Origin of the sequence: Staphylococcus sp. 11007852 (genome assembly GCF_011394325.1) — a bacterium.
Taxonomy (GTDB): domain Bacteria; phylum Bacillota; class Bacilli; order Staphylococcales; family Staphylococcaceae; genus Staphylococcus; species Staphylococcus agnetis.
Genome location: NZ_JAANBJ010000032.1, coordinates 44,452 through 64,713, shown reverse-complemented (window position 1 = coordinate 64,713; position 20,262 = coordinate 44,452). Strand labels below are relative to the sequence as shown.

At 35.1% G+C, this 20,262-nt stretch carries 23 protein-coding genes; 3 read left to right on the top strand and 20 right to left on the bottom strand.

Annotation, left to right across the window (positions count from 1 at the left end; genetic code table 11):
- Positions 1-120: 120 nt before the first annotated feature.
- The 14 genes from sigB to G8Y85_RS10010 form a co-directional block, all read right to left on the bottom strand.
- Complete coding sequence (sigB, locus tag G8Y85_RS10075) at positions 121-891, bottom strand: RNA polymerase sigma factor SigB (RefSeq protein ID WP_060551512.1); 771 nt, start codon at positions 889-891, stop codon at positions 121-123.
- Positions 866-1,345 (bottom strand): anti-sigma B factor RsbW, encoded by a 480-nt coding sequence (gene rsbW / locus G8Y85_RS10070; protein WP_037567547.1) that lies wholly within the window; start codon positions 1,343-1,345, stop codon positions 866-868. Before rsbW ends, sigB begins: the two co-directional genes overlap by 26 nt.
- A 2-nt stretch (positions 1,346-1,347) precedes the next feature.
- A complete protein-coding gene (locus G8Y85_RS10065) occupies positions 1,348-1,674 on the bottom strand; it encodes an anti-sigma factor antagonist (protein ID WP_037567545.1) in 327 nt (108 codons plus the stop codon).
- An 80-nt stretch (positions 1,675-1,754) separates the two neighbouring features.
- Positions 1,755-2,759 carry a SpoIIE family protein phosphatase gene (locus G8Y85_RS10060; protein WP_060551513.1) on the bottom strand — a complete coding sequence of 335 codons (1,005 nt, stop codon included), beginning with the start codon at positions 2,757-2,759 and terminating at the stop codon, positions 1,755-1,757.
- A gap of 59 nt (positions 2,760-2,818) precedes the next feature.
- Entirely contained in the window at positions 2,819-3,172 is a 354-nt protein-coding gene (locus tag G8Y85_RS10055; RefSeq protein WP_037567539.1) for a type II toxin-antitoxin system PemK/MazF family toxin, read from the bottom strand.
- Positions 3,173-3,343 carry a type II toxin-antitoxin system antitoxin MazE gene (gene mazE, locus G8Y85_RS10050; RefSeq protein WP_060551514.1) on the bottom strand — a complete coding sequence of 57 codons (171 nt, stop codon included), beginning with the start codon at positions 3,341-3,343 and terminating at the stop codon, positions 3,173-3,175.
- Between the two features lie 84 nt (positions 3,344-3,427).
- Positions 3,428-4,576: an alanine racemase gene (gene alr / locus G8Y85_RS10045; RefSeq protein WP_060551515.1), complete on the bottom strand. Its 1,149-nt coding sequence runs from the start codon at positions 4,574-4,576 to the stop codon at positions 3,428-3,430.
- A 105-nt stretch (positions 4,577-4,681) separates the two neighbouring features.
- Positions 4,682-5,032: a holo-ACP synthase gene (gene acpS, locus G8Y85_RS10040; RefSeq protein ID WP_060551516.1), complete on the bottom strand. Its 351-nt coding sequence runs from the start codon at positions 5,030-5,032 to the stop codon at positions 4,682-4,684.
- 71 nt (positions 5,033-5,103) lie between these two features.
- On the bottom strand, positions 5,104-5,610 hold the full coding sequence (locus G8Y85_RS10035) for a PH domain-containing protein (protein WP_157950536.1): 507 nt from the start codon (positions 5,608-5,610) through the stop codon (positions 5,104-5,106).
- The gene (locus G8Y85_RS10030; protein ID WP_165805777.1) at positions 5,594-7,081 is read right to left on the bottom strand and encodes a PH domain-containing protein; all 1,488 of its coding nucleotides are present in this window, start codon (positions 7,079-7,081) and stop codon (positions 5,594-5,596) included. The genes G8Y85_RS10035 and G8Y85_RS10030 overlap by 17 nt, the downstream gene beginning before the upstream one ends.
- Complete coding sequence (locus tag G8Y85_RS10025; RefSeq protein ID WP_060551519.1) at positions 7,074-7,550, bottom strand: PH domain-containing protein; 477 nt, start codon at positions 7,548-7,550, stop codon at positions 7,074-7,076. The genes G8Y85_RS10030 and G8Y85_RS10025 overlap by 8 nt, the downstream gene beginning before the upstream one ends.
- A gap of 489 nt (positions 7,551-8,039) precedes the next feature.
- Complete coding sequence (gene cshA, locus G8Y85_RS10020; RefSeq protein WP_103345557.1) at positions 8,040-9,527, bottom strand: degradosome RNA helicase CshA; 1,488 nt, start codon at positions 9,525-9,527, stop codon at positions 8,040-8,042.
- Positions 9,528-9,834: 307 nt separating this feature from the next.
- Positions 9,835-11,205, bottom strand: coding sequence for a UDP-N-acetylmuramoyl-tripeptide--D-alanyl-D-alanine ligase (locus G8Y85_RS10015; protein WP_165805776.1), 1,371 nt, complete (start codon positions 11,203-11,205; stop codon positions 9,835-9,837).
- A gap of 11 nt (positions 11,206-11,216) precedes the next feature.
- Positions 11,217-12,287, bottom strand: a complete 1,071-nt coding sequence (locus G8Y85_RS10010; RefSeq protein WP_107371231.1) for a D-alanine--D-alanine ligase — start codon at positions 12,285-12,287, stop codon at positions 11,217-11,219.
- Positions 12,288-12,451: 164 nt separating this feature from the next.
- Between G8Y85_RS10010 and G8Y85_RS10005 the strand changes: the two genes are divergently transcribed.
- The gene (locus G8Y85_RS10005; RefSeq protein ID WP_060551523.1) at positions 12,452-13,651 is read left to right on the top strand and encodes an FtsW/RodA/SpoVE family cell cycle protein; all 1,200 of its coding nucleotides are present in this window, start codon (positions 12,452-12,454) and stop codon (positions 13,649-13,651) included.
- 154 nt (positions 13,652-13,805) lie between these two features.
- Here G8Y85_RS10005 and G8Y85_RS12420 read toward each other — a convergent pair whose 3' ends face one another.
- From G8Y85_RS12420 to csoR, 5 genes are all read right to left on the bottom strand, one after another.
- Positions 13,806-13,946: an Lmo0850 family protein gene (locus tag G8Y85_RS12420; protein ID WP_086375151.1), complete on the bottom strand. Its 141-nt coding sequence runs from the start codon at positions 13,944-13,946 to the stop codon at positions 13,806-13,808.
- Positions 13,947-14,030: 84 nt separating this feature from the next.
- Positions 14,031-16,211 carry a heavy metal translocating P-type ATPase gene (locus G8Y85_RS10000; protein WP_168429053.1) on the bottom strand — a complete coding sequence of 727 codons (2,181 nt, stop codon included), beginning with the start codon at positions 16,209-16,211 and terminating at the stop codon, positions 14,031-14,033.
- A gap of 125 nt (positions 16,212-16,336) precedes the next feature.
- Positions 16,337-16,540 carry a heavy-metal-associated domain-containing protein gene (locus G8Y85_RS09995; RefSeq protein WP_060551525.1) on the bottom strand — a complete coding sequence of 68 codons (204 nt, stop codon included), beginning with the start codon at positions 16,538-16,540 and terminating at the stop codon, positions 16,337-16,339.
- Complete coding sequence (csoZ, locus tag G8Y85_RS09990; protein WP_060551526.1) at positions 16,533-16,766, bottom strand: putative copper chaperone CsoZ; 234 nt, start codon at positions 16,764-16,766, stop codon at positions 16,533-16,535. Before csoZ ends, G8Y85_RS09995 begins: the two co-directional genes overlap by 8 nt.
- Before the next feature lie 12 nt (positions 16,767-16,778).
- Positions 16,779-17,066 carry a copper-sensing transcriptional repressor CsoR gene (gene csoR / locus G8Y85_RS09985; RefSeq protein WP_037567516.1) on the bottom strand — a complete coding sequence of 96 codons (288 nt, stop codon included), beginning with the start codon at positions 17,064-17,066 and terminating at the stop codon, positions 16,779-16,781.
- A gap of 135 nt (positions 17,067-17,201) precedes the next feature.
- On the opposite strand from csoR, the gene cls reads away from it, so the two are divergent.
- Both cls and G8Y85_RS09975 read left to right on the top strand, forming a co-directional pair.
- Complete coding sequence (cls, locus tag G8Y85_RS09980) at positions 17,202-18,692, top strand: cardiolipin synthase (RefSeq protein ID WP_198648141.1); 1,491 nt, start codon at positions 17,202-17,204, stop codon at positions 18,690-18,692.
- 12 nt (positions 18,693-18,704) lie between these two features.
- On the top strand, positions 18,705-19,337 hold the full coding sequence (locus tag G8Y85_RS09975; RefSeq protein ID WP_103345562.1) for an HD domain-containing protein: 633 nt from the start codon (positions 18,705-18,707) through the stop codon (positions 19,335-19,337).
- Between the two features lie 47 nt (positions 19,338-19,384).
- On the opposite strand, the gene yidC is transcribed toward G8Y85_RS09975, so the two are convergent.
- Positions 19,385-20,251 (bottom strand): membrane protein insertase YidC, encoded by an 867-nt coding sequence (yidC, locus tag G8Y85_RS09970; RefSeq protein ID WP_060551529.1) that lies wholly within the window; start codon positions 20,249-20,251, stop codon positions 19,385-19,387.
- Positions 20,252-20,262: the final 11 nt, after the last annotated feature.

The following is a 20,262-nucleotide window of genomic DNA, read 5'->3' as shown; positions in this document are numbered from 1 at the left end:
TTTTAGTATGAACTTATAAAAAAACCGCGGTAACACTTTTAATGTGTTTCATGGTGTGACCCACGGATATTGATATATATAATGACATATTTCTATTAAACGTTCTTAACCGCATCACTTTTACTTTCTTGCTGCTTCTTGTAATTTTTTTATCGCTGTGCGTTGTAAACGAGAGACATGCATTTGGCTTAATCCAATACGCTCACCCGTTTCTTTTTGACTTAAACCGTCAATAAACGTACATTGAATAATTTCACGTTCTCGGTCTGAAAGTATCGGAATGATACGCTCTAAAATCATGCGTTTTTCAGTCAAGTCATAATTATCATCTTGGCTTCCCATAATGTCTAACAACGTTACAGTTGAACCATCTTTATCCGCTTCAATCGAATGGTCGACACTTAATGCGTTATAACTTTGTCCCATTTCCATAGCTTCTAAAACCTCTTCTTCTGTCACTTCTAAGCGTGCTGCGATTTCTGAAATGGAAGGTGAGCGTTCAAGCTCATTCGTAAGTTCATCGCTGACTTTTTTAATTCTAGGACCAATTTCTTTAATGCGACGTGGAACGTGCACACTCCATGTTTTGTCACGTAAATATCTTTTAATTTCACCAATCACTGTTGGAACTAAAAATGCTTCAAATTTACGATCAAAAGAAAGATCAAATCGATTGATAGCACCTATCAGTCCCACCATACCAACTTGTACTAGATCTTCATGATGTGATTGTCCTTTAGAATATTTATATGCTAAAGATTCGATGAGTTTTTCATAATGCATGACAAGCTTTTCTTGTGCAACTTCATCTTGATGCTCTTGGTGTTGCTTAATCCAGTCGTTGATTTGTTCAGGTGAAACAAAATTAGCTGATTTCGACTCTTTCGTCATTGTTTCGCACCTGCTCTTTTTTTATATACTTGATCATACTAATTGTTACACCAGTTTCTTTATCTACTGTAACTTCATCCATTAACGACTCAATTAAGAACAACCCTAAGCCACCTTCACGTAAGAAATCAATATTCTCATTCTCTTTGTATGGGCCTAGTTGTTGTTTCGTCTCTTGATAATTGAAACTTTCTCCTTGATCCGAAACGATAATTTTAATATGGGTATCACATTTTTCAAAACCGATGTTAATATAACCTTTTTCTTTTTTATCTTTATATGCATGTTTTACAGCATTCGTAACGGCTTCACTTACAGCGATTTTAGCATCTTCAATATCATCGTATGATGCACCCGCTTGAGTAAATACGCCAGACAATGTCAATCGTATTAAACTTACATATTCTGCTGATGCTGGAAGTCTCATTTCAATAAAATCATTTTTTTGTGACATAGTTATTCGACCTCCGTCCCTTCATTCACATGCATTAAATCATTTAACCCTGTTATTTCAAATAATCTTTTAATTCGGTCATTTACACCTAGTATATATAATTCCTTGTTATTTTGATTTAAAGACTTTAATGTGCCTACAAAGAGACCTAAACCTGTTGAATCCATATAAGATAGGTTTTCTAAATTTACATGAATGTCATGCGTACCTGCTTGTCTAATTGGTACTAAAACTTTTTCTAGTTCAGGTACAGTAGCAACATCCAATTCTCCACTGACTGCGATGTCATAATAGTGTTCATGTTTTTGCGATTCTATATTAAGGTTCATTATTATTTACACTCCTACAAATATACTCTACTACGGGATTTTACCCACTTCTATGTTGCTTTAATCTAAATTTATAGAAATTAATTGACTCTTTTAATAATTAATATTGTTAGGTCGTCGCGTTTACCTTCTTTATGTAGACGTAACAACTTTTCGTATAATAATTGAACAATGTCTTGAGGATGTAATTCTTTATAGCCTTTTATGAATTCAAGCAGTTTATTTTTATTTATAAAATCTCCATCTTCATGACGTATTTCGGTAACACCATCAGTAAAAATGATAATGAGATCGTTAATATTGATTTTAATTTCTTTTTGATCGTATCTTATGTGAGGGCTCACACCTAAAATCCGGCCCCTCACATCAATTTCTTCAAATTCATTTTCTTCTGCTCGGAAAATGTACCCTGGCTCGTGTCCAGCTGAACTGCAATATAAAATATGATTCATTTCTTCATATAAGCCATAAAACATCGTAATGAACATATTTTGGTTAACGTTTTTCTCGACAACTCGGTTCAACCGCTTCAAACCATCATTAGGTAATTGCGAATGCCCATAAGAATCCATACCAAACTTAATCATACTCATGGCTAATGCAGCAGGAATACCTTTACCAATGACGTCTGCTACAGCAAAACTCATCGTGCCATCTTTATGATCTATTAAATTGAAATAGTCACCACTTACACGTTGTGCAGCAACAGATATAACACCGATTTGAATGCTATCAAATTGAGGAATTTCTGTTTTTAACATTGTTTGTTGAAGTCGAGATGCAACGTCTAACTCTTTATCATGAATTTCCATTCGGTCAATTAAATCTTTATAATCTGTGTAATTAAAACCAAAACTAGATATTACTTTTTCTAGTACATCCATACTATCTACAAGTTGGCCATGGGAAAGTTGATGTTCTTCTGCATATTTCTTATGCATTCGAACGATATCTTCTGGTGTGACACCTTTTCCAGTAATATGGTCCGCATAACTCCGCGCCGTTTGAAGTGTCTGGCTTTTATTTTTATCTTTTATAAATGCATCTACTAAATCAAAGTAGCGCACTTCATTTTGATGCGTCAAATGGACTTCCCCCCTTTTGTAACATGGTAAAAGGCTTTAGGAAATACAAATCCTAAAGCCTATTTATGTTGGTTCATGTGCAATCCTAGACTAATTCCAAGTGCAGCGTTCACTTCTTTCATCTTTTTATCTGAAAGATATGTCAACTTTTCTTTAAGTCTCTTTTTATCGACAGTTCTTATTTGTTCTAATAAGATAACTGAATCTTTATCGAGCTTATATTTATGTTTTTCAATTTCAACATGTGTTGGAATTTTTGCTTTATTAATGCGTCCAGTAATTGCAGCTACTATAACCGTTGGACTATACTTATTGCCAGTATCATTTTGAATGATAACGACAGGTCTGACTCCCCCTTGTTCCGACCCTTGAACTGGCGATAAATCTGCTAAATAAACGTCACCACGTTTCATTTAGTCATCCTTATTGTTAGATAATAAGTGTGTTTCGTTACAGTCACAAGCTTCACACTCGACTGAGTATGCTTCAGTTGCTAGGGAGAGATTTAAATCCGCCATCTGAACATACCCTTCTTTTAATGATTGTTCTAAGCTTTTACCTCTTATTTGATAGAATGCTGACATAAGTAGGACCTCCATATCAATAAAACAGATATAATTTTCCTTGATTCCATTTTATGATATCAAAAATCCTATATAATAACCATACTATTTTAATAATTCGTTGGATATTTCACACAATTGTTGTGTTTTGTATATTCTTGCAACGCGTCTACTCAAATTGCATAAAACTTCATAATTTATAGTATTTTGTTGTGTCGCTAATGCTTCGACTGATTGAGGAGAATGTGCTATAGGCTCTATTAACGTTACAATATCTCCTGGTTGTGTCGTTTCGGGTACATGAATCGCCGTTTGATCCATACTTACACGCCCTACTACTTTACATTGATGTCCATTGACCTTTACATCACTGCCTTGCATACTTCGTAAATAGCCATCTGCATACCCTACAGGTAACAAGGCAATTGTCATCGCTTTTTCAGCTGTATACGTTTCACCATATCCAATGCTTTCACCAGGTTCTAACGTTTTCACTTGCGTTATCGCCGAGGTCCATTGCAAAGATGGCCTTAATTTAGCAGTCACTTTTTCCTCAATAAATGATGAAGGATAATAGCCATATAGTGCAATGCCTGGACGAAATGCGTTACAAATTGATGGATCAAATCTTAAAGCGCCAGCTGAATTTTGAATGTGTACATAAGGGGGTTGTTGTGTACTTTCGACGAGTGTTTTAAATCGTTCATATTGTAATTTAGATGTATCATTATCATCGTCGGCAGATGAAAAATGTGAGAACACACCTTCGAATTTTAAATTAGGGTGTTGTTCAATGAGTTGTATTACCTCATGATATGTCTCTGCATCTTTAATGCCTAAACGATTCATACCTGTATCAAGTTTAATATGCATCCATACATTTTTTTTAGCCTCTTCGTCTATATGTGCAATCGCTCGTTCAAGCCATTCTTTCGATGGAACGCCTATGGCTACACGATGTTGAATTGCTTTATTAATAGCATGTGGCGGTACACTTGATAAAATTAAAATCTTCTCTTTGATACCATGCATTCTTAATTCAATTGCTTCATCTAAAGTGGCAACACAGAAAAACTCCGCACCTAAATCACGTAAATGTGTCGCGATTTGGATACTACCCAAGCCGTATGCATTTGCTTTTACAACTGGCATTATCAATTTATTTGGTTGCAATTTTACTAATGCATGGTAATTATCTGTTATCGCATCTAAATCAATGGTTAATTCCGTTGAACGAAAATATTTATCTGACACAATTGTCACCTTCCTAAAATCAATCTCTCTTAACAAATATGAGCAGAGACATCTAAAACACATCTATATTAGATGATTTTAATCTTTTACTCTGCTCTAAAGCACTTATTGTTCTATAATGACTTGGCTCACTGCATAATGTTCTGTATGTGAAATAGACACATGAACGGTGAAATCTTTATATGCGATTGTGGGTTTACCATTTTGATCATTTTCACAGTGAATATCTTTAAATGCTATGTTTTCGCCAAGACCTGTTCCTAAGGCTTTACTCATTGCTTCTTTACATGCAAATCGTCCAGCAAGAAATTCAAGCTGGCGTTTTTCAAGTTTAAAACTATTAAATCGCTCTAATTCTTTAGCTGATAAAATGCGCTCTGGAAAACGTGCTTGTCGTTTCAACACTTCTTTTAAACGGTTGATTTCCACTAAATCGATACCGATACCATAAATCATTAGTTTCCCTCATTTTCTCAAATATCTTTTTTATTTTCATTGGACTTAAGAATGACTACGACATTCAATCATTATTCATCTGACGTGTTAGCCTCTAATCCTTGATGCAATGCACCACTCTCATCAATCATACCATGTTGTCTAATGAAAGCATTTAATTTTTGCGCTTCATCTTTATGAATTAATTTTACTGAAACTAAACCTCCTGCAGTATGCATTAATATATTAGCAAGATGATAACGTCTCATAATCCATCCTTCTTCAATTTCTACATTTTGAATGCGATATAAAGGGACATGGGTTTGTTTAATAAAAAATAAGCCTTTTTGTATAAATATTCTATGTTCATCATATTGATATTTAAAAATTGCATATCGATAACGTGGCGCCACGAAGATAAAGTACAATGCTAATAATATGACGAGGACAATACTAACAATCATCATGGTTTTAAATGATTGCCACTTTAAAAAGTATGCGCTCAACATGTAACCCGTAGCAAAACTGAGACAGATGCACGTATACAGTATGCCTCTAATCTTTAATACACGTAAGCCTTGCTTATGCATTGTTTTCATCACGACCACCTCCATTGGTATACCACTTTCGATAACGTGCAACTGTGTTGACATCATGAAAACGTAATCCAATCTTCTCATTCGTATTTCCTTTTGCTACTAAAAATGCAAAATGACTTAGGTTTGCTTTTTGCATCAATGGATGCGCACTTTGACGATAACCAATGACTTTGTCGCGTTTAAAATATGAGGTGCGATAACCAAATAACGTTACTTGTTTTAATGATATTTGGGACTCATTTATAGCAACGCCCGACTGGTGGATAGCCACATAACTATGAAAGATTGTGTAGCCAATAATCAACAGTGTTGGTAGCCAAATCCATGGGCTATAGTAAAAATGCCCTAATGTGGCACATCCAATGAGCATGACACTTATAATCCAAAAGCGACGATGAAACCCATGCCACGGTAAGCCGGTTGTAATTGGATTAAATTGAAGGTGTGGTGTGATGTCTGCAATGATATGTTGTGCTAAACGACGTTCAATAAATGGTAAAATCATCACTTTACCATTTGAATGTTCATCTTCTTTAACTACGTGATCGCTCGTAATAATATACGCATAAGACGTATAGCCAAACAACGTTCTCATGAAAGAACGGTCTTCAACAACGGCCTGAATTCTAGTAATAGGTATTGTCATTCGGCGTATATTGAGTAATCCAAATTTCATATGCAAGTAGTCACCATGTCGATGTAGCGTAAATCCATAATATTTTATCATCGTGATGATGACACCAATGATATAACTGACGACCAATATAATGCTTAAAATAATTATAGTAGCATACACTTGATGGTTAAATACATGATTTACACTTCCAAATAGCCAATTCCAATCAATATTGTTTTGGAATGTACCAATAATCGGTCCTACCGTAGCTAGCGTCACTAAAATTGCACCACTTGTCATAGCCATAAACAACAAATTTTTAGTTGATAATGTAAAGAGTACCTCGGCTTCATAATGCGCGTTTGATACTGTATTCTCCAGATACTCTTGTTGTGAGGTTTGATGTAAATGACCTTTTACTTTTTCAACTTCTTCACGAATACGCTCACTTTGTAACTGAGTAATGGTATCCAACTCAATACTGTCACTAGGCGTTTTAAGTTGTAAATTGACACCACCAAAAATGCGGTTAATGATAGATTGATTCGCATCGATGGATTGAATGCGTTTGATATGTAATTCTTTACGTTCGAGGTTAAACACACCCGTTGTAACAATAAAGTAATCATCCTCTATCCAATAGCGCGTTTTATATACACGTACGATGTTGATACAAAAACTAATTAAGAAGACAATAAAAAAGATACCTGGGACAACATAGCTCCAAATATCATACCACTTAAAGCTATCAAGTTGAAAAAAGATGAAAATAATAAACACGAAAATATTTTGTTTGATAGCCTCAATTAACCCTGTGATATATGAAATGGGATGTAATTTTTGTGGATTATACATCATCCTCACCCCTTTCTAAAACAGTCATACAGTGTATTGCGATATCATTCGCTTGAGTCTCTAATAAATAAGGTAAAGCGATTTCATGTCCTGCAGTCGTTATTTTTAATTTTTTTAATTTATAATATGTAGCTAATGGATTGGTCACATTTTCTATATATTGAATCCGTTCAATTTTAATTGCTTGGTAGTGTTGAAACCAAACATTTTTACGAATTTCAACGACCTTAGTGTGAATGCGGTATGTATAAAAATGATAGGAAACAATCGGATAAACAGTACGCATGATGATATTTAATACGAGACATATCACGAGTACATACGTCCATACGATATGCCAAGCAAATAGGTGAGCGCAATACAACAGAACGGATAAAACACAAATCTCAACTAGCAATTGAAGGACATTGCTTGTGATACTATAAGAAAGTGTAGCTTTGGATGGTTTTAACATCGATCCTTTCAACATACATATCTCCTTTACCAAATATTATTATGATTATAGCATACGTTAATATTTAAATTGTATCGAATATATCATAGAATTTAATATCAATCTCACATCGTCATTATCATCGCGATATCATTAAACTTAAACAAAAACGGCTGAGACATAAATCATTAAACCTATGATTGTCCCTAACGCCTCGCTTTTCTAGACGCCTTACTTCCACTAGGGAGCAAAAATCTCTTAGATTTTGCTCTCAAAATGGATTTTCGGTTGCGGCTAAATGCCTCAGAAGTCTCGGCTAAGGGATCAATCACAATTCATCATAGTGTCCATCACTAAGACTAAATTAATTTATATAGATAAATAATAGCCAGCAAAGTTCATGTACAAAATGAATTTTGCTGGCTTATTTTAATTAACAGGTCTGCTTTGTCTCAGCCCTTCTTTATGTTAAATCATGCTCTTTTATCCATTGAGGTGGTTCTAGCAAAGAAACAATCTCACACACTATTTTTGATGATCTGCGAATGTGCGTCCCTTTTTCACTTTAGATTCACGTTTTTCTTTGTGATTGTTACCTTTTTTATTGAAACCTGATTTGTTGCCACGTCTTGACTTCGCATGACGTTTGCCACTACCGCCTTTACGATTACCTTTTGGTTGACGGTTTTTACGTGCAAGAGGCTTTTCAAAGGTAAGTTGTACTTCAACTTCATCATTTGACTCCACTAGTTCTTGTAATAGTGCTGTCACTAAATCAGAGTGATCGTACACTTCAAGTAATTGCTGTGCGATACTTTCAACACGTGGTTCTTTCGTTGCAGCCATCCAATTCTCAACTTTTGATTTAATTTCTTCTTCACGTGCACGTAACACTTCTTTACGGTGTGGCGGACGTAATGCACGCATTTGACGACGGTTCGCTTGTTCGATTTGACGAATGTAATCCATTTCGATTGGATTTACAAATGTTACCGCCATACCTTGTTTTCCTGCACGTCCTGTACGACCAATACGGTGTGTGTAACTTTCAGTATCTTGAGGAATATCAAAGTTATAGACATGGCTCACACCAGAAATATCTAGTCCACGTGCTGCAACATCTGTTGCCACAAGGATATCGATTTGATCATTTTTAAATTTTTTCAAAACTTCTAATCGTTTTGCTTGCGTAATATCCCCATGTAAACCTTCTGCTTTATATCCCTTCGATAAAAGCGCACTTGTTAATTCATCAACGCGACGCTTTGTACGGCCAAAAACGATAGCAAGTTCTGGTTGATGCACATCTAAGAAGTTTGTGAAAGTGTCAAATTTTTCTAGTTCTTTCACAATTGTATAAAACTCATCAATTTGAGGATCAGATAATTCATTGTTCATGGTTTTAATGATTTGCGGTGATTTCATGAACTTCTGAACAAGTTCTTGAATTGCTCTAGGCATTGTTGCTGAGAACAACATTGTTTGACGATTCTCGGCTGGTAATTTATCCATTATGTAGCGCATATCATCAATAAAGCCCATGTTCATCATTTCGTCTGCTTCATCTAAAATTAACGTTTCTACATCTTGTGTTTTAAGCGTACGACGATTTAAATGATCAATCACACGTCCAGGTGTACCTACGACAATTTGAGGCCCACGCTTTAATGATTTAATTTGTCGATCGATTGGCATGCCACCAAATACCGTTACAACTTGTACATTTTGCCCACGGCTAAATTCACGTAATTGTTCTGCTACTTGCATTGCAAGTTCACGTGTCGGTGCTAAAATCAGAGCGCGCACACCTTCTTGGCCCACTACTTTCTCTATTAATGGGATACCAAATGCACCTGTTTTACCTGTTCCTGTTTGTGCTTGGCCCAAAATATCTAAATTTTTAAGAGCAGATGGAATGCTATCCTTTTGTATCGGTGTAGGTTCCGTAAATCCCATCGACTCTAATGTTTCAGCTGTACGTTCTGAAACACCTAAGCTTGTAAAATTTTGCAAAGTCATTCTCCTTTTTTGGAATGTTTATTCTCATAATTTATCTCAATAATGATTTTTCCAACTTCTCCATATTAACACCTGTAAACCAAATGCGCAATAAACCAATCTTAACTCATATCGCTTAGATGCGTATTTATTTCACTTTAAAAATACTAACTGCAAGCCTCATCATTTCTTCATTACTGTCGTTGATGTTTTCTATCAATTGCCTTTTTGCACACGATTATAGACATATTCAAAGTACGATATAAAAAACATGACATCTATAGTCATTTAAGACGTTATGATGTCATGTTTTGTTTAATTTTTATTTTGCATCAATAGTGATTAAACCATCGACGACTTCTTCCAATTTCATACCACGCGATCCTTTAACCAATACTTTATCCTGTGAATTTAATATCGATTTAACGTATTTAATCATTTGCGATTTATCACTAAAATGTATGGCTTCTTGTACGTGACGCTTCCCTTTTTCGTGAATATCGCGCGCCGCTTCTCCATACGTATAGAGCATGTCGATATTTTTGTCTTCTAAGTAATGTCCAACACTCATGTGGAGTGCTTTTGATTGTTCACCTAGTTCAAGTACATCGCCAAAAATTAAAACTTTACGTCCGTTCATTTGACTTAACGTATCAATTGCAGCTTTCATACTTGTAGGACTTGCATTATAAGCATCGTTAATAACGGTAGAACCATTAGGCGCTTCAAATTTTTGCATGCGCATACCTGTGAGTTTTAAATCATTCAATTGAGTTTGAATTGTTTGATGATCTACGCCGAGTAATGACGCAATCGTGATTGCGATGGCTGCATTACGCATATTATGCGCTCCAATAATTGGTAATTGATAGTCGACCTCATTATTGATTGAAAACGAAATGCCATGCTCGTCATGAGATAAAATTTTACAACGCATTTGATTATCCCGATTTAACCCGACACTCATGCATTGTGCCTCATTTAAAGTCTCAATATGTGGCTTTAGTAAAGGCTCATCGCCATCATAAATTAATTTACCATGAGGTTTCATTCCAGAAACGATTTCAAATTTAGCTTTGGCAATACCTTCTCTAGAGCCTAAATCTTGCATATGAGATTCACCGATGTTTGTGATAACAGCAAAATCAGGTTGAGCGATATGAGACAATAACTCTATTTCATGAAAGCCTGACATACCCATTTCTAAAATAGACACTTCTGTATCGTTATCTAACTCTAAAATGGTTAAAGGTAAGCCAATTTCATTATTATAATTACCTATCGTTTTTTTTACACGATAATTTGCTTTCAATGTATGCTCAATCATATCTTTCGTTGTTGTTTTACCATTTGACCCTGTTACAGCAATAACTGTAGGGTTTACGGCTAGGATATAGGCTTTTGCCAATTGCTGTAGTGCGTCTAAAGCATCTTTAACAAAAATAACGGGCCCATTTTGAGGCACCTCAATCTCACTGTCTGATTGGAAGAATGTTGCACCTGCCCCTTTATTCAATGCTTGTTCACAATATTGGTGACCATCTACATTTTCGCCCTTAAATGGTATGAAAAGTTGGCCTGGTTGGACGTTACGCGAATCAATAGTCACACCTTTAATCGTATGCGTTAAATATTGTTCATCGATTTCACAATCAATCCACGTTTTGAGTTGTTGTAAGCTTATGTCAATCATCGTGTCACCTTCTAATCAATTTTGTGCTTATTTTTTTGTTTATCTTGGTGACGTTCTTTCGCTAATGTAATCAGTTTTGTAATTAATTCTGGATAAGAAACGCCCATATTTTCCCATAATTTCGGATACATACTATACGCAGTGAATCCAGGCATTGCATTGGTTTCATTAATATAAATTTGATCATCCTCTGTAACGAAGAAGTCTGCGCGGAGGATACCTGAACAATCTGTTGCTTTAAACGCTTCAACTGCCATATTACGTAATGTCATTTGTACATCCTCATCTAAATCAGCAGGAATAGACAGTTGTACTTTACCATCTTTATATTTCGACTTGTAATCATAGAACGCGACATCTTTTATGACTTCTCCTGGCCATGTCGTTTCGGGGTAATCATTACCAAGTACAGCAACTTCAATTTCTCTTGCATTAACGCCTTGTTCAATAACAAGTTTACGGTCAAAAAGAAATGCTTCTTCAATCCCTTGGATTAACTCTGCTTCATTTGAACATTTACTAATCCCTACACTTGATCCTAAATTCGCAGGTTTTACAAATACTGGAAATTCTAATTTATCCTGTACCAGTTTCAAAATGTTATGTTGGTATTTTTCATATTCGCTACGTAAAAAACTCACATATGGCAGCTGTGGTAAACCACGTTGTGCAAATAATTGTTTCATTACAAGTTTATCCATTGAACTTGAAGCTGCAAGCACCCCATTACCAACATATGGCAAGTCGAGCACTTCAAATAATCCCTGAATCGTACCATCTTCTCCATTCGGGCCATGTAATAACGGAAAAACAACATCATAGCGTCCACCTAGACTACTACGTGTTAACATTGAAGAAATTTCACCCTCAAGTGAAGCATCTAAATGTAGTCCGTTAATGTCAGTAATTTCATTAGTAATATTCTCTTTCTTTCTCCAAATACCTTCATTTGTAATGTAAATAATGTCAATTTGATACTGCTCTTTATCAATTGCATTTAAAACATTTTGTGCTGTTAAAATAGACACATCATGTTCGGCACTTTTTCCGCCGTATATAATACATAAAGCTTCTTTTGACATAAGTCCGCCTCCAAATCGTATTCTAAACTCAATATTACCATGAGAAAGATCAGAAATGCATGTATTTTCAAATGAATCATAACTCTTGTTAGCAAATTAATGCGAAGTTCTGTACAATCGTTATATAATTATTACATGATATTCTTTTCGTAAAGGAGATAACTATGGCTTCCTCACGTCAACAAACTCAAAAATCTTTACGACATCGCTTAGATTGGAAACTTATCACACTCATTTTAGTGCTGTGTTTGATTAGTGTTATGACTATTCAATCTGCTATGGGTGGCGGACAATATAGTATGGATTTTGGCATCAGACAAATTTTTTATTACATATTAGGGGGTATACTTGCATTTTTGATAATGATTGTCTCCCCTAAAAAAATCCGAAAATATACCTTCATTATCTATTCTATATTTATCTTTTTATTGATAGGATTAATTCTTTTACCTGAAACATCGATAACACCTATTATCAACGGTGCCAAAAGTTGGTATCGCTTTGGCCCTATCAGTATTCAACCATCTGAGTTCATGAAAATTGTATTGATTCTTGCAATTTCCAAAGTCGTCGCTCAACATAATCGTTTTACGTTTAACAGGTCCCTTGAAACAGACATGATTCTTATACTGAAAATTATGGGTGTCACGTTTATTCCACTACTTTTAATATTGCTACAAAACGATCTAGGTACAACACTTGTAGTCATGGCGATAATCGCTGGTATCGTAGTAGTGAGTGGTATTTCTTGGAAAATACTTGCGCCCTTATTCGGCGTCGTCATTGTATTTGGTGGAAGCCTTATTCTTTCTATATTATATAAACCGAGTTTAATCGAAAATATTGCTGGTATTAAAACCTATCAGTTAGGACGCATTAACTCTTGGCTAGATCCATACACATATAGTTCTGGAGATGGTTTTCACCTCACAGAATCTATGAAAGCAATTGGATCCGGACAATTAATAGGTAAAGGATTCAACCAAGGTGAAGTATATATTCCAGAGAACCATACAGATTTTATATTCTCTGTTATTGGTGAGGAGTTTGGTTTCATAGGTGCTGTCGTATTACTTGTGATTTATTTATTGTTATTAATGCATCTTTTAAAAAGCGCATCTCAAACTACAGACTTATTTAATAAATCATTCATCGTGGGGTATGTGAGTTTATTACTTTTTCATATCGTTCAAAATATCGGAATGACGATACAACTCTTGCCGATTACAGGTATTCCATTACCATTCATCAGTTATGGAGGAAGTGCTTTATGGAGTTTAATGGCGGGTGTAGGTGTACTTCTCAGCATGCGTTATCACGCACCGAAAAAATACAATGCGCCTACTGACAAAACACCTTTATAATCGCCTTTAACATTTTAATCAGAACATAAAAACAGACTAGGATAGTACATCCTAGTCTGTTTTTTTAACGCTTTTAAACAAAATTGTGATATGATCCTCGCTATATCCGTGATCTACACCAAGATAATCACAATGATTTAATGTCGTGCTTTGACTACTTTAGTTTCTCAGTTGCAGGTTTTGCATTGGGAAGTGATCGCATAATATCCAATCGTGATTTTGTTTTTTTAACTTTAACCCCAATTGATGATAACATATGGACCACATTTTGAATTCTTTCATTCTGTTTTGCCATATTATCACCCCGCATATGTCTAACTTCTCTTACATCATACCCTACTTTATTACATATGACTACAATAAATTGAAATTTTTTAATTTATTTTTGAATACGTTTTAGACGTAATGCGTTTAATACGACTGAGACAGAACTAAAAGCCATCGCAGTTCCTGCAACCCAAGGCGCTAGAAATCCTGCGGCTGCAATAGGAATGCCAATGATATTATAACAAAAAGCAAAAAATAAATTTTGTTTAATATTCTTAATAGTTAATTCACTTAATTTTAATACTTCAGGTATTTGTGAAATGTGGTTGTATACTAACGCAACATCTGATGATTCAATCGCGATGTCTGTTCCTGATCCCATCGCAATACCAATATCACTTTGAATTAATGATGGGGCATCATTAATTCCATCTCCAACCATCATCACTTTATGATTGTCTTCTTGCAATGTTTCGATGATTTTTGCTTTTTCGTTAGGTTTTACATTTGCAAAAGTACGTTGAATACCTAATTCTCTTGCAATGGCCTCAACTGTCATTTGACTATCGCCGCTTAGCATAACCACTTCATAATGTTGACGTAATTGGCGTATCGTCTCTTTTACTTTTGGTTTAGGTTCATCTCTTAAAGCAATCATCATTGCCAATTTTTGTTTAATTTGTACACCTATGACCGTTGCACCTTTACTTTCTAACTGATGTTGTTGTTGCTTCATGTCCTCTGTCAATGTTATTTCTGATGCAATAAAAGATAGTGATCCTATACGAATTGAACTGCCATCTATCATTCCAGAAATACCATTTCCAATATGCGTTTCATAATTTTTTATTGCTACATTTTTGGCATCTTTAAAGTGCGAAACAAGTGCATGAGACAGAGGATGTTCAGATTGAGATTCTAAACTTTTAATATAATCATCGATATGTGGCACACGTTCAAATTCAATAGTGTCTACAACTTCAGGAGCGCCCTTTGTAAGGGTTCCGGTTTTATCGAAAACAATTGTATCAATTTGACGTGTTTGTTCTAAACTTTCTGCTGATTTAAATAAAATACCTGATTCAGCAGCACGCCCAGATCCAACCATAATGGATGTAGGTGTCGCTAAACCTAATGCACAAGGACAAGCAATGACAATCACCGCGATAAAAATTTCAAGTGATCGCGTAAAATCAAATGAAGTTAAAATGAAAAACCATAACAGAAACGCAAATAGCGCGATGCCCACTACTGTTGGAACAAAAATGTTAGATATTTTATCTGCTAAACGTTGGATTTGAGGTTTTTTCGTTTGTGCCTCTTCAACAACTTTAATAATTTGATTGAGTACTAAATCATCTCCAACATGTGTCACTCTCGCTTTGATAAAGTTGGCCTGATTTAATGTACTTCCAATAATAGAATCACCTATCGTTTTATCTACAGGTATGCTTTCACCAGTAATCATAGATTCATTAATTGACGTGGAGCCTTCAATGATTTCTGCATCTAGCGGTATATAGGTACCACTTTTAATATGAATAATATCTCCGACTTGTATTTGGTCAATAGATAAATTGACAACTTCCCCATGTTTTTCAACCAATGCATCTTTCACTTGCAATGCAGCTAGTTTTTTTATGGCATCACTTGCATGTCCTTTGGCTCTCTTTTCAAAATATTTTCCAAGGAGAATGAGTGTAATGAGGACCGCACTCGTCTCAAAGTAAAGCGGTACATGCCCTGGATGACCTTGGTGTAAAATCATCATGTAAAAACTATAAAAATAAGCTGCTGATGTACCCATTGCCACCAAAACATCCATATTTGCGCTTTTATTTTTTAAAGCTCGCCATGCACCGAAATAAAATTGACCACCTAATATAAATTGAATGGGCGTAGCCAATGCAAGTTGAAATAAAGGATGCATCAACAATTCTGGCACAGGTATAAAGTCTAGGAATGTAAAATGTGCAAACATTGTGTATAACAGAGGTAAAGCTAACAACGCTGACAACAGAAATTTATTTCGTTGTTTTTTTAATTCTTGATGTTCCCGTTTTGAAATGTGATTATCTTTTTCAATTTCATGTGCTTCAAATCCTATATTTGAAATTTTTTCAAAGATTGCTGCTCTATCAATTTGTTTAGGGTTATATTTAACTGTCGCTTTCTCCATAACAAGGTTAACTGTTGCTTCTTCAATAGCCGCTTCTCGATTCAGTACACGTTCTATGCGTGTCGCACACGCAGCACAATGCATCCCTGAAATTTGATATGTTTCTTCTTTCATTATGACAACCTCCTATACCTATATAGGGTATATGAATCCTTAAAATGATAGAGGGCAGACCAATCATTTGCCTACCCCCCTTCTAAATAGGAACTGAATTCATTTCAGTACATTCAACATAAATTTTATTTCACTTCATAACCTGCATCATAAATACGTTGTTTCACATCATGAAGCGCACCATCATCAGTAAGTTCCACTTCCACTTGATTCTCGTCTGGTGATGCAATGACAGACAATACTTCTTTGTTACCTTTAACTGCATCCTCAACAGCCGCCTTACAATGATTACATGTCATACCTTCAACATTAATAGTGTGTTTACCCATGTTCTCTCTCTCCTTTTTTCGTTCGTAATACTTTAAAACCTGAGTCATAAATCTCTTTTTCTAACGTATTCAAATTAATAGGCGTTTCATATCGAAGTGTGATGCACTTTAAATCACTATCGATACTTACTTCTTTAACCCCAATCATTTCATTCAAACGTTGTACAAGATGTGTTTGATATTGCTCATTTCTTAAATCTTCTACATACACACGATCGACTTGCATAGTATCCTCCAACTAGTCTTTCATTAATTTTTGAAATGTGACAAGCAACTCTTCCATTGCTTCTGCTTCATGGCCATCCTCAATTTTCTTTGTAATACAGCCTTTCATGTGATAGTCAAGCAACCTCGTCGCAACGCTATTCAAAGCTGAACGTGTCGCTCTAATTTGAGTCAAGACATCATCACAATAAACATCTTCATCAATCATGCGATTAATTGCACGAACTTGTCCTTCAATACGATTCAATCGTGAAGTTAAGTTCTTTTTAATCTCATCAGAATGATGTGCGTGTTCATTCATAGGCAGCACCTCCATGCTTACTTTCAGAACCATTATATACCCCTGTGCAGTATATGTCAAATGCGTAAATTTTCCGTGATTTCATGAATAAATGATATAATTATTTAAAATCATACATCCAAAGGAGGGTTAAAAATGGAGGATTTAAACAATGCATACGTCATAGATGGCAGTATGGTATTTACCTATATATTTATCGCTTTATTCCTATTAAATATTTCTTTTGTTTTCACAATTATTTTTATGGAACGTCGAAGCGCAGGCTCAATATGGGCTTGGATTTTAGTCTTATCTTTATTTCCTATTTTAGGGTTCATACTCTATTTACTATTTGGACGTCAAATTCAGCGTAAATCCATTTTTAAAGTGTCAGAAAAAGACCAAAAAGGATTAACTCAGCTTGTCAATCAACAACTCAAAGCTTTAAAAAATGATCATTTTGATCCTGAAAACCCACATGTAAAAAAATACAAATCAATGATACGTGGATTGCTTTATAACAATGCTGCCTTTTACACGAATCAAAATAAAATTGATGTGCTGCTCGATGGAGAACAAAAATTCAACCAACTTAAAGAAGATATACGCAATGCAAAATCGTATATACATATACAATATTACATCTTTCGTAAAGATGCTTTAGGTAAGAGCATTATTGATTTACTTGAAGAGAAGTTGGAAGAAGGTTTAGAAGTCAAAATGCTATATGATGATATTGGCTCGAAAGGCTTATCTTTAAGAGATTTGAAGTCATTTAAGAAAAAAGGTGGTCTAGTTGAAGCTTTCTTCCCTTCTAAATTACCAGTTATTAATTTTCGTATGAACAATCGAAATCATCGAAAAATCGTTGTTATAGATGGCAAAATAGGTTATGTTGGTGGATTTAATGTTGGGAATGAGTATTTGGGTTTATCAAAAAAATTTGGTAATTGGAGAGATACCCATTTAAGAATTGAAGGTGAAGCTGTACACGCCTTACAATTGCGTTTTATTTTAGATTGGAATTCTCAATCATCGCGTCATGATATTGAACATCATGAAAAATACTTTCCAAAAGTACACCTCCAAAATAATGACAACATAGGTGTTCAAATTGCATCTAGTGGACCGGATGAATTTTGGGAGCAGATTAAATATGGATACTTAAAAATGATAAATATGGCAAAAAAAGATATATACATTCAAACACCCTATTTCGTCCCTGACCAATCGTTTATAGATGCGTTACAAATCGCCGCTTTAGGTGGCGTGAACGTACATTTAATGATACCGAACAAACCCGATCATCCGTTTGTATATTGGGCGACTTATAAGAATGCTGCTTCATTATTAGAGGTCGGTGCGAAAGTTTATCTGTATGAAGATGGTTTCTTACATGCAAAAACATTAACCATCGATGATGAAATCACAAGTGTGGGTACGACCAATATGGATAATCGCAGTTTCGTCTTAAATTTTGAAGTGAATGCATTTGTATATAACGAAAGTGTCGCAACACAATTACGGGAGAGTTTTGAGCAAGATTTAAAAAAATGTTCTGTACTTACCCCAGAGCGGTATGCACAACGTAGTCTTGTTATAAAATTTAAAGAGTCAATCAGTCAATTACTTTCACCAATTTTATAAGGAGGATTACCTATGACGGCAAAGCAATGTGAACAAGCCTATCATTATATGGTTCACATACACGGTCAAGATACGACTGGTCATGATATTGCGCATGTACGACGTGTCGTTTCACTTGCAAAATGTATAGCTCATGATTATGACAATATCAATCATTTTGTTATTGAAATGGCAGCACTACTTCATGACACAGTTGATGATAAATTACCACATTCTGAAGCGTGTTCGACACTTTCGTCATTTTTAAAACAAATAGGTGTTTCACCTGAAGAACAACAACATATTATGTATATTATCAATCACATGAGTTTTCGCAAATCCAGAGAAGGTCATTCCTTAAAAACGTTAGAAGCTCAGATTGTTCAAGATGCCGATCGTCTAGATGCCATTGGTGCTATTGGGATAGCCCGTACGTTTCAATTTGCTGGGCATTTCAATGAACCGATGTGGACCGATGAAATCCCGCATTCAGATTTATCACGCATTGATTTAACTACCATTCAACCTTCTGCAATCAAACATTTCTATGAAAAATTATTGAAACTTAAAGATTTAATGAATACGCCTAAAGGTAAAGAAATAGCACTTGAACGACATAAATTTTTAGAATTGTTTTTAAAACAATTCTTTGATGAATGGGTCTAAAAAAATAACCATCTCACCGTAAAAGGTAAGATGGTTATTTTTTGTAATTATTTTTTCTTCTTTTTAGATACGACTTGCGTATTTTTACCTGTTTTCTTATTCGCTTTTTTTTCTTCTTCGAATTTGCGAATCATCGGTGCAACTTCTTCTAGCGCTTTTTTACCGTAAATCTTGTTTGCAACGTATGTTTGTACCACTAGGAATGCCGCAGAAACAGACCAATATAAGCCCAATGCTGCTGCAGAACTAAATGAGATCCAAACAATCATTATTGGTGAGATAATCATCATCATGATTGCCATTTGACGTTGCTCTGGTGGCATATGCATACTTGAAACATAGGCTTGAATGAAGTATAACACACCGGCAATAATCGTAATCCAAATATCAGGTTTATCCAATTGGAACCATAAGAAGTCAGAGAATTTAGTAATACCGCCACCTGAAGGATATTTTAAAACAAAGAATAAAGCCATGACAATCGGCATTTGCAAAATAAGTGGAAGACATCCTAACATACTTGCAACTGGGTTCATGTCATATTTTTTATATACTTTCGATACTTCTTGTTGAGCAGCAATTCTATCTTCTGCTGTGCGTGCACGTTTCATTTTTTCTTGCGCAGCAGTCATCTCTGGTTTTGCTATTTTCATTTTTTCACGCATCATGTGCATGTTTTTATAGTTTGATAACATGAATGGGAGTAATACGATACGTACTACAAGAACGATAATAACGATGGCTAAACCATAGTTATTATTTAAATGATCACCTAGCCAATGGATAAGTTGATCCATTGGGGAAACAAACGTGTTGTAAAAGAAGCCAGTACGATTTTCAGGCTTGCTATAATCACATCCAGCTAATAACAGAACGACCCCTAATAGTGTCGCCAATAGCGCTTTGTTCTTCATTTTTCCACCTC

Bases quoted from the DNA above. Each gene is read 5' to 3' on its own strand.
- sigB (WP_060551512.1), bottom strand. From the start codon at position 891: ATGACGAAAGAGTCGAAATCAGCTAATTTTGTTTCACCTGAACAAATC.
- rsbW (WP_037567547.1), bottom strand. From the start codon at position 1,345: ATGTCACAAAAAAATGATTTTATTGAAATGAGACTTCCAGCATCAGCA.
- G8Y85_RS10065 (WP_037567545.1), bottom strand. From the start codon at position 1,674: ATGAACCTTAATATAGAATCGCAAAAACATGAACACTATTATGACATC.
- G8Y85_RS10055 (WP_037567539.1), bottom strand. From the start codon at position 3,172: ATGAAACGTGGTGACGTTTATTTAGCAGATTTATCGCCAGTTCAAGGG.
- mazE (WP_060551514.1), bottom strand. From the start codon at position 3,343: ATGTCAGCATTCTATCAAATAAGAGGTAAAAGCTTAGAACAATCATTA.
- acpS (WP_060551516.1), bottom strand. From the start codon at position 5,032: ATGATTTATGGTATCGGTATCGATTTAGTGGAAATCAACCGTTTAAAA.
- G8Y85_RS10035 (WP_157950536.1), bottom strand. From the start codon at position 5,610: ATGAAAACAATGCATAAGCAAGGCTTACGTGTATTAAAGATTAGAGGC.
- G8Y85_RS10030 (WP_165805777.1), bottom strand. From the start codon at position 7,081: ATGTATAATCCACAAAAATTACATCCCATTTCATATATCACAGGGTTA.
- G8Y85_RS10025 (WP_060551519.1), bottom strand. From the start codon at position 7,550: ATGTTGAAAGGATCGATGTTAAAACCATCCAAAGCTACACTTTCTTAT.
- G8Y85_RS10015 (WP_165805776.1), bottom strand. From the start codon at position 11,205: ATGATTGACATAAGCTTACAACAACTCAAAACGTGGATTGATTGTGAA.
- G8Y85_RS10010 (WP_107371231.1), bottom strand. From the start codon at position 12,287: ATGTCAAAAGAAGCTTTATGTATTATATACGGCGGAAAAAGTGCCGAA.
- G8Y85_RS10005 (WP_060551523.1), top strand. From the start codon at position 12,452: ATGGCTTCCTCACGTCAACAAACTCAAAAATCTTTACGACATCGCTTA.
- G8Y85_RS12420 (WP_086375151.1), bottom strand. From the start codon at position 13,946: ATGGCAAAACAGAATGAAAGAATTCAAAATGTGGTCCATATGTTATCA.
- G8Y85_RS10000 (WP_168429053.1), bottom strand. From the start codon at position 16,211: ATGAAAGAAGAAACATATCAAATTTCAGGGATGCATTGTGCTGCGTGT.
- G8Y85_RS09995 (WP_060551525.1), bottom strand. From the start codon at position 16,540: ATGGGTAAACACACTATTAATGTTGAAGGTATGACATGTAATCATTGT.
- csoZ (WP_060551526.1), bottom strand. From the start codon at position 16,766: ATGCAAGTCGATCGTGTGTATGTAGAAGATTTAAGAAATGAGCAATAT.
- csoR (WP_037567516.1), bottom strand. From the start codon at position 17,066: ATGAATGAACACGCACATCATTCTGATGAGATTAAAAAGAACTTAACT.
- cls (WP_198648141.1), top strand. From the start codon at position 17,202: ATGGAGGATTTAAACAATGCATACGTCATAGATGGCAGTATGGTATTT.
- G8Y85_RS09975 (WP_103345562.1), top strand. From the start codon at position 18,705: ATGACGGCAAAGCAATGTGAACAAGCCTATCATTATATGGTTCACATA.
- yidC (WP_060551529.1), bottom strand. From the start codon at position 20,251: ATGAAGAACAAAGCGCTATTGGCGACACTATTAGGGGTCGTTCTGTTA.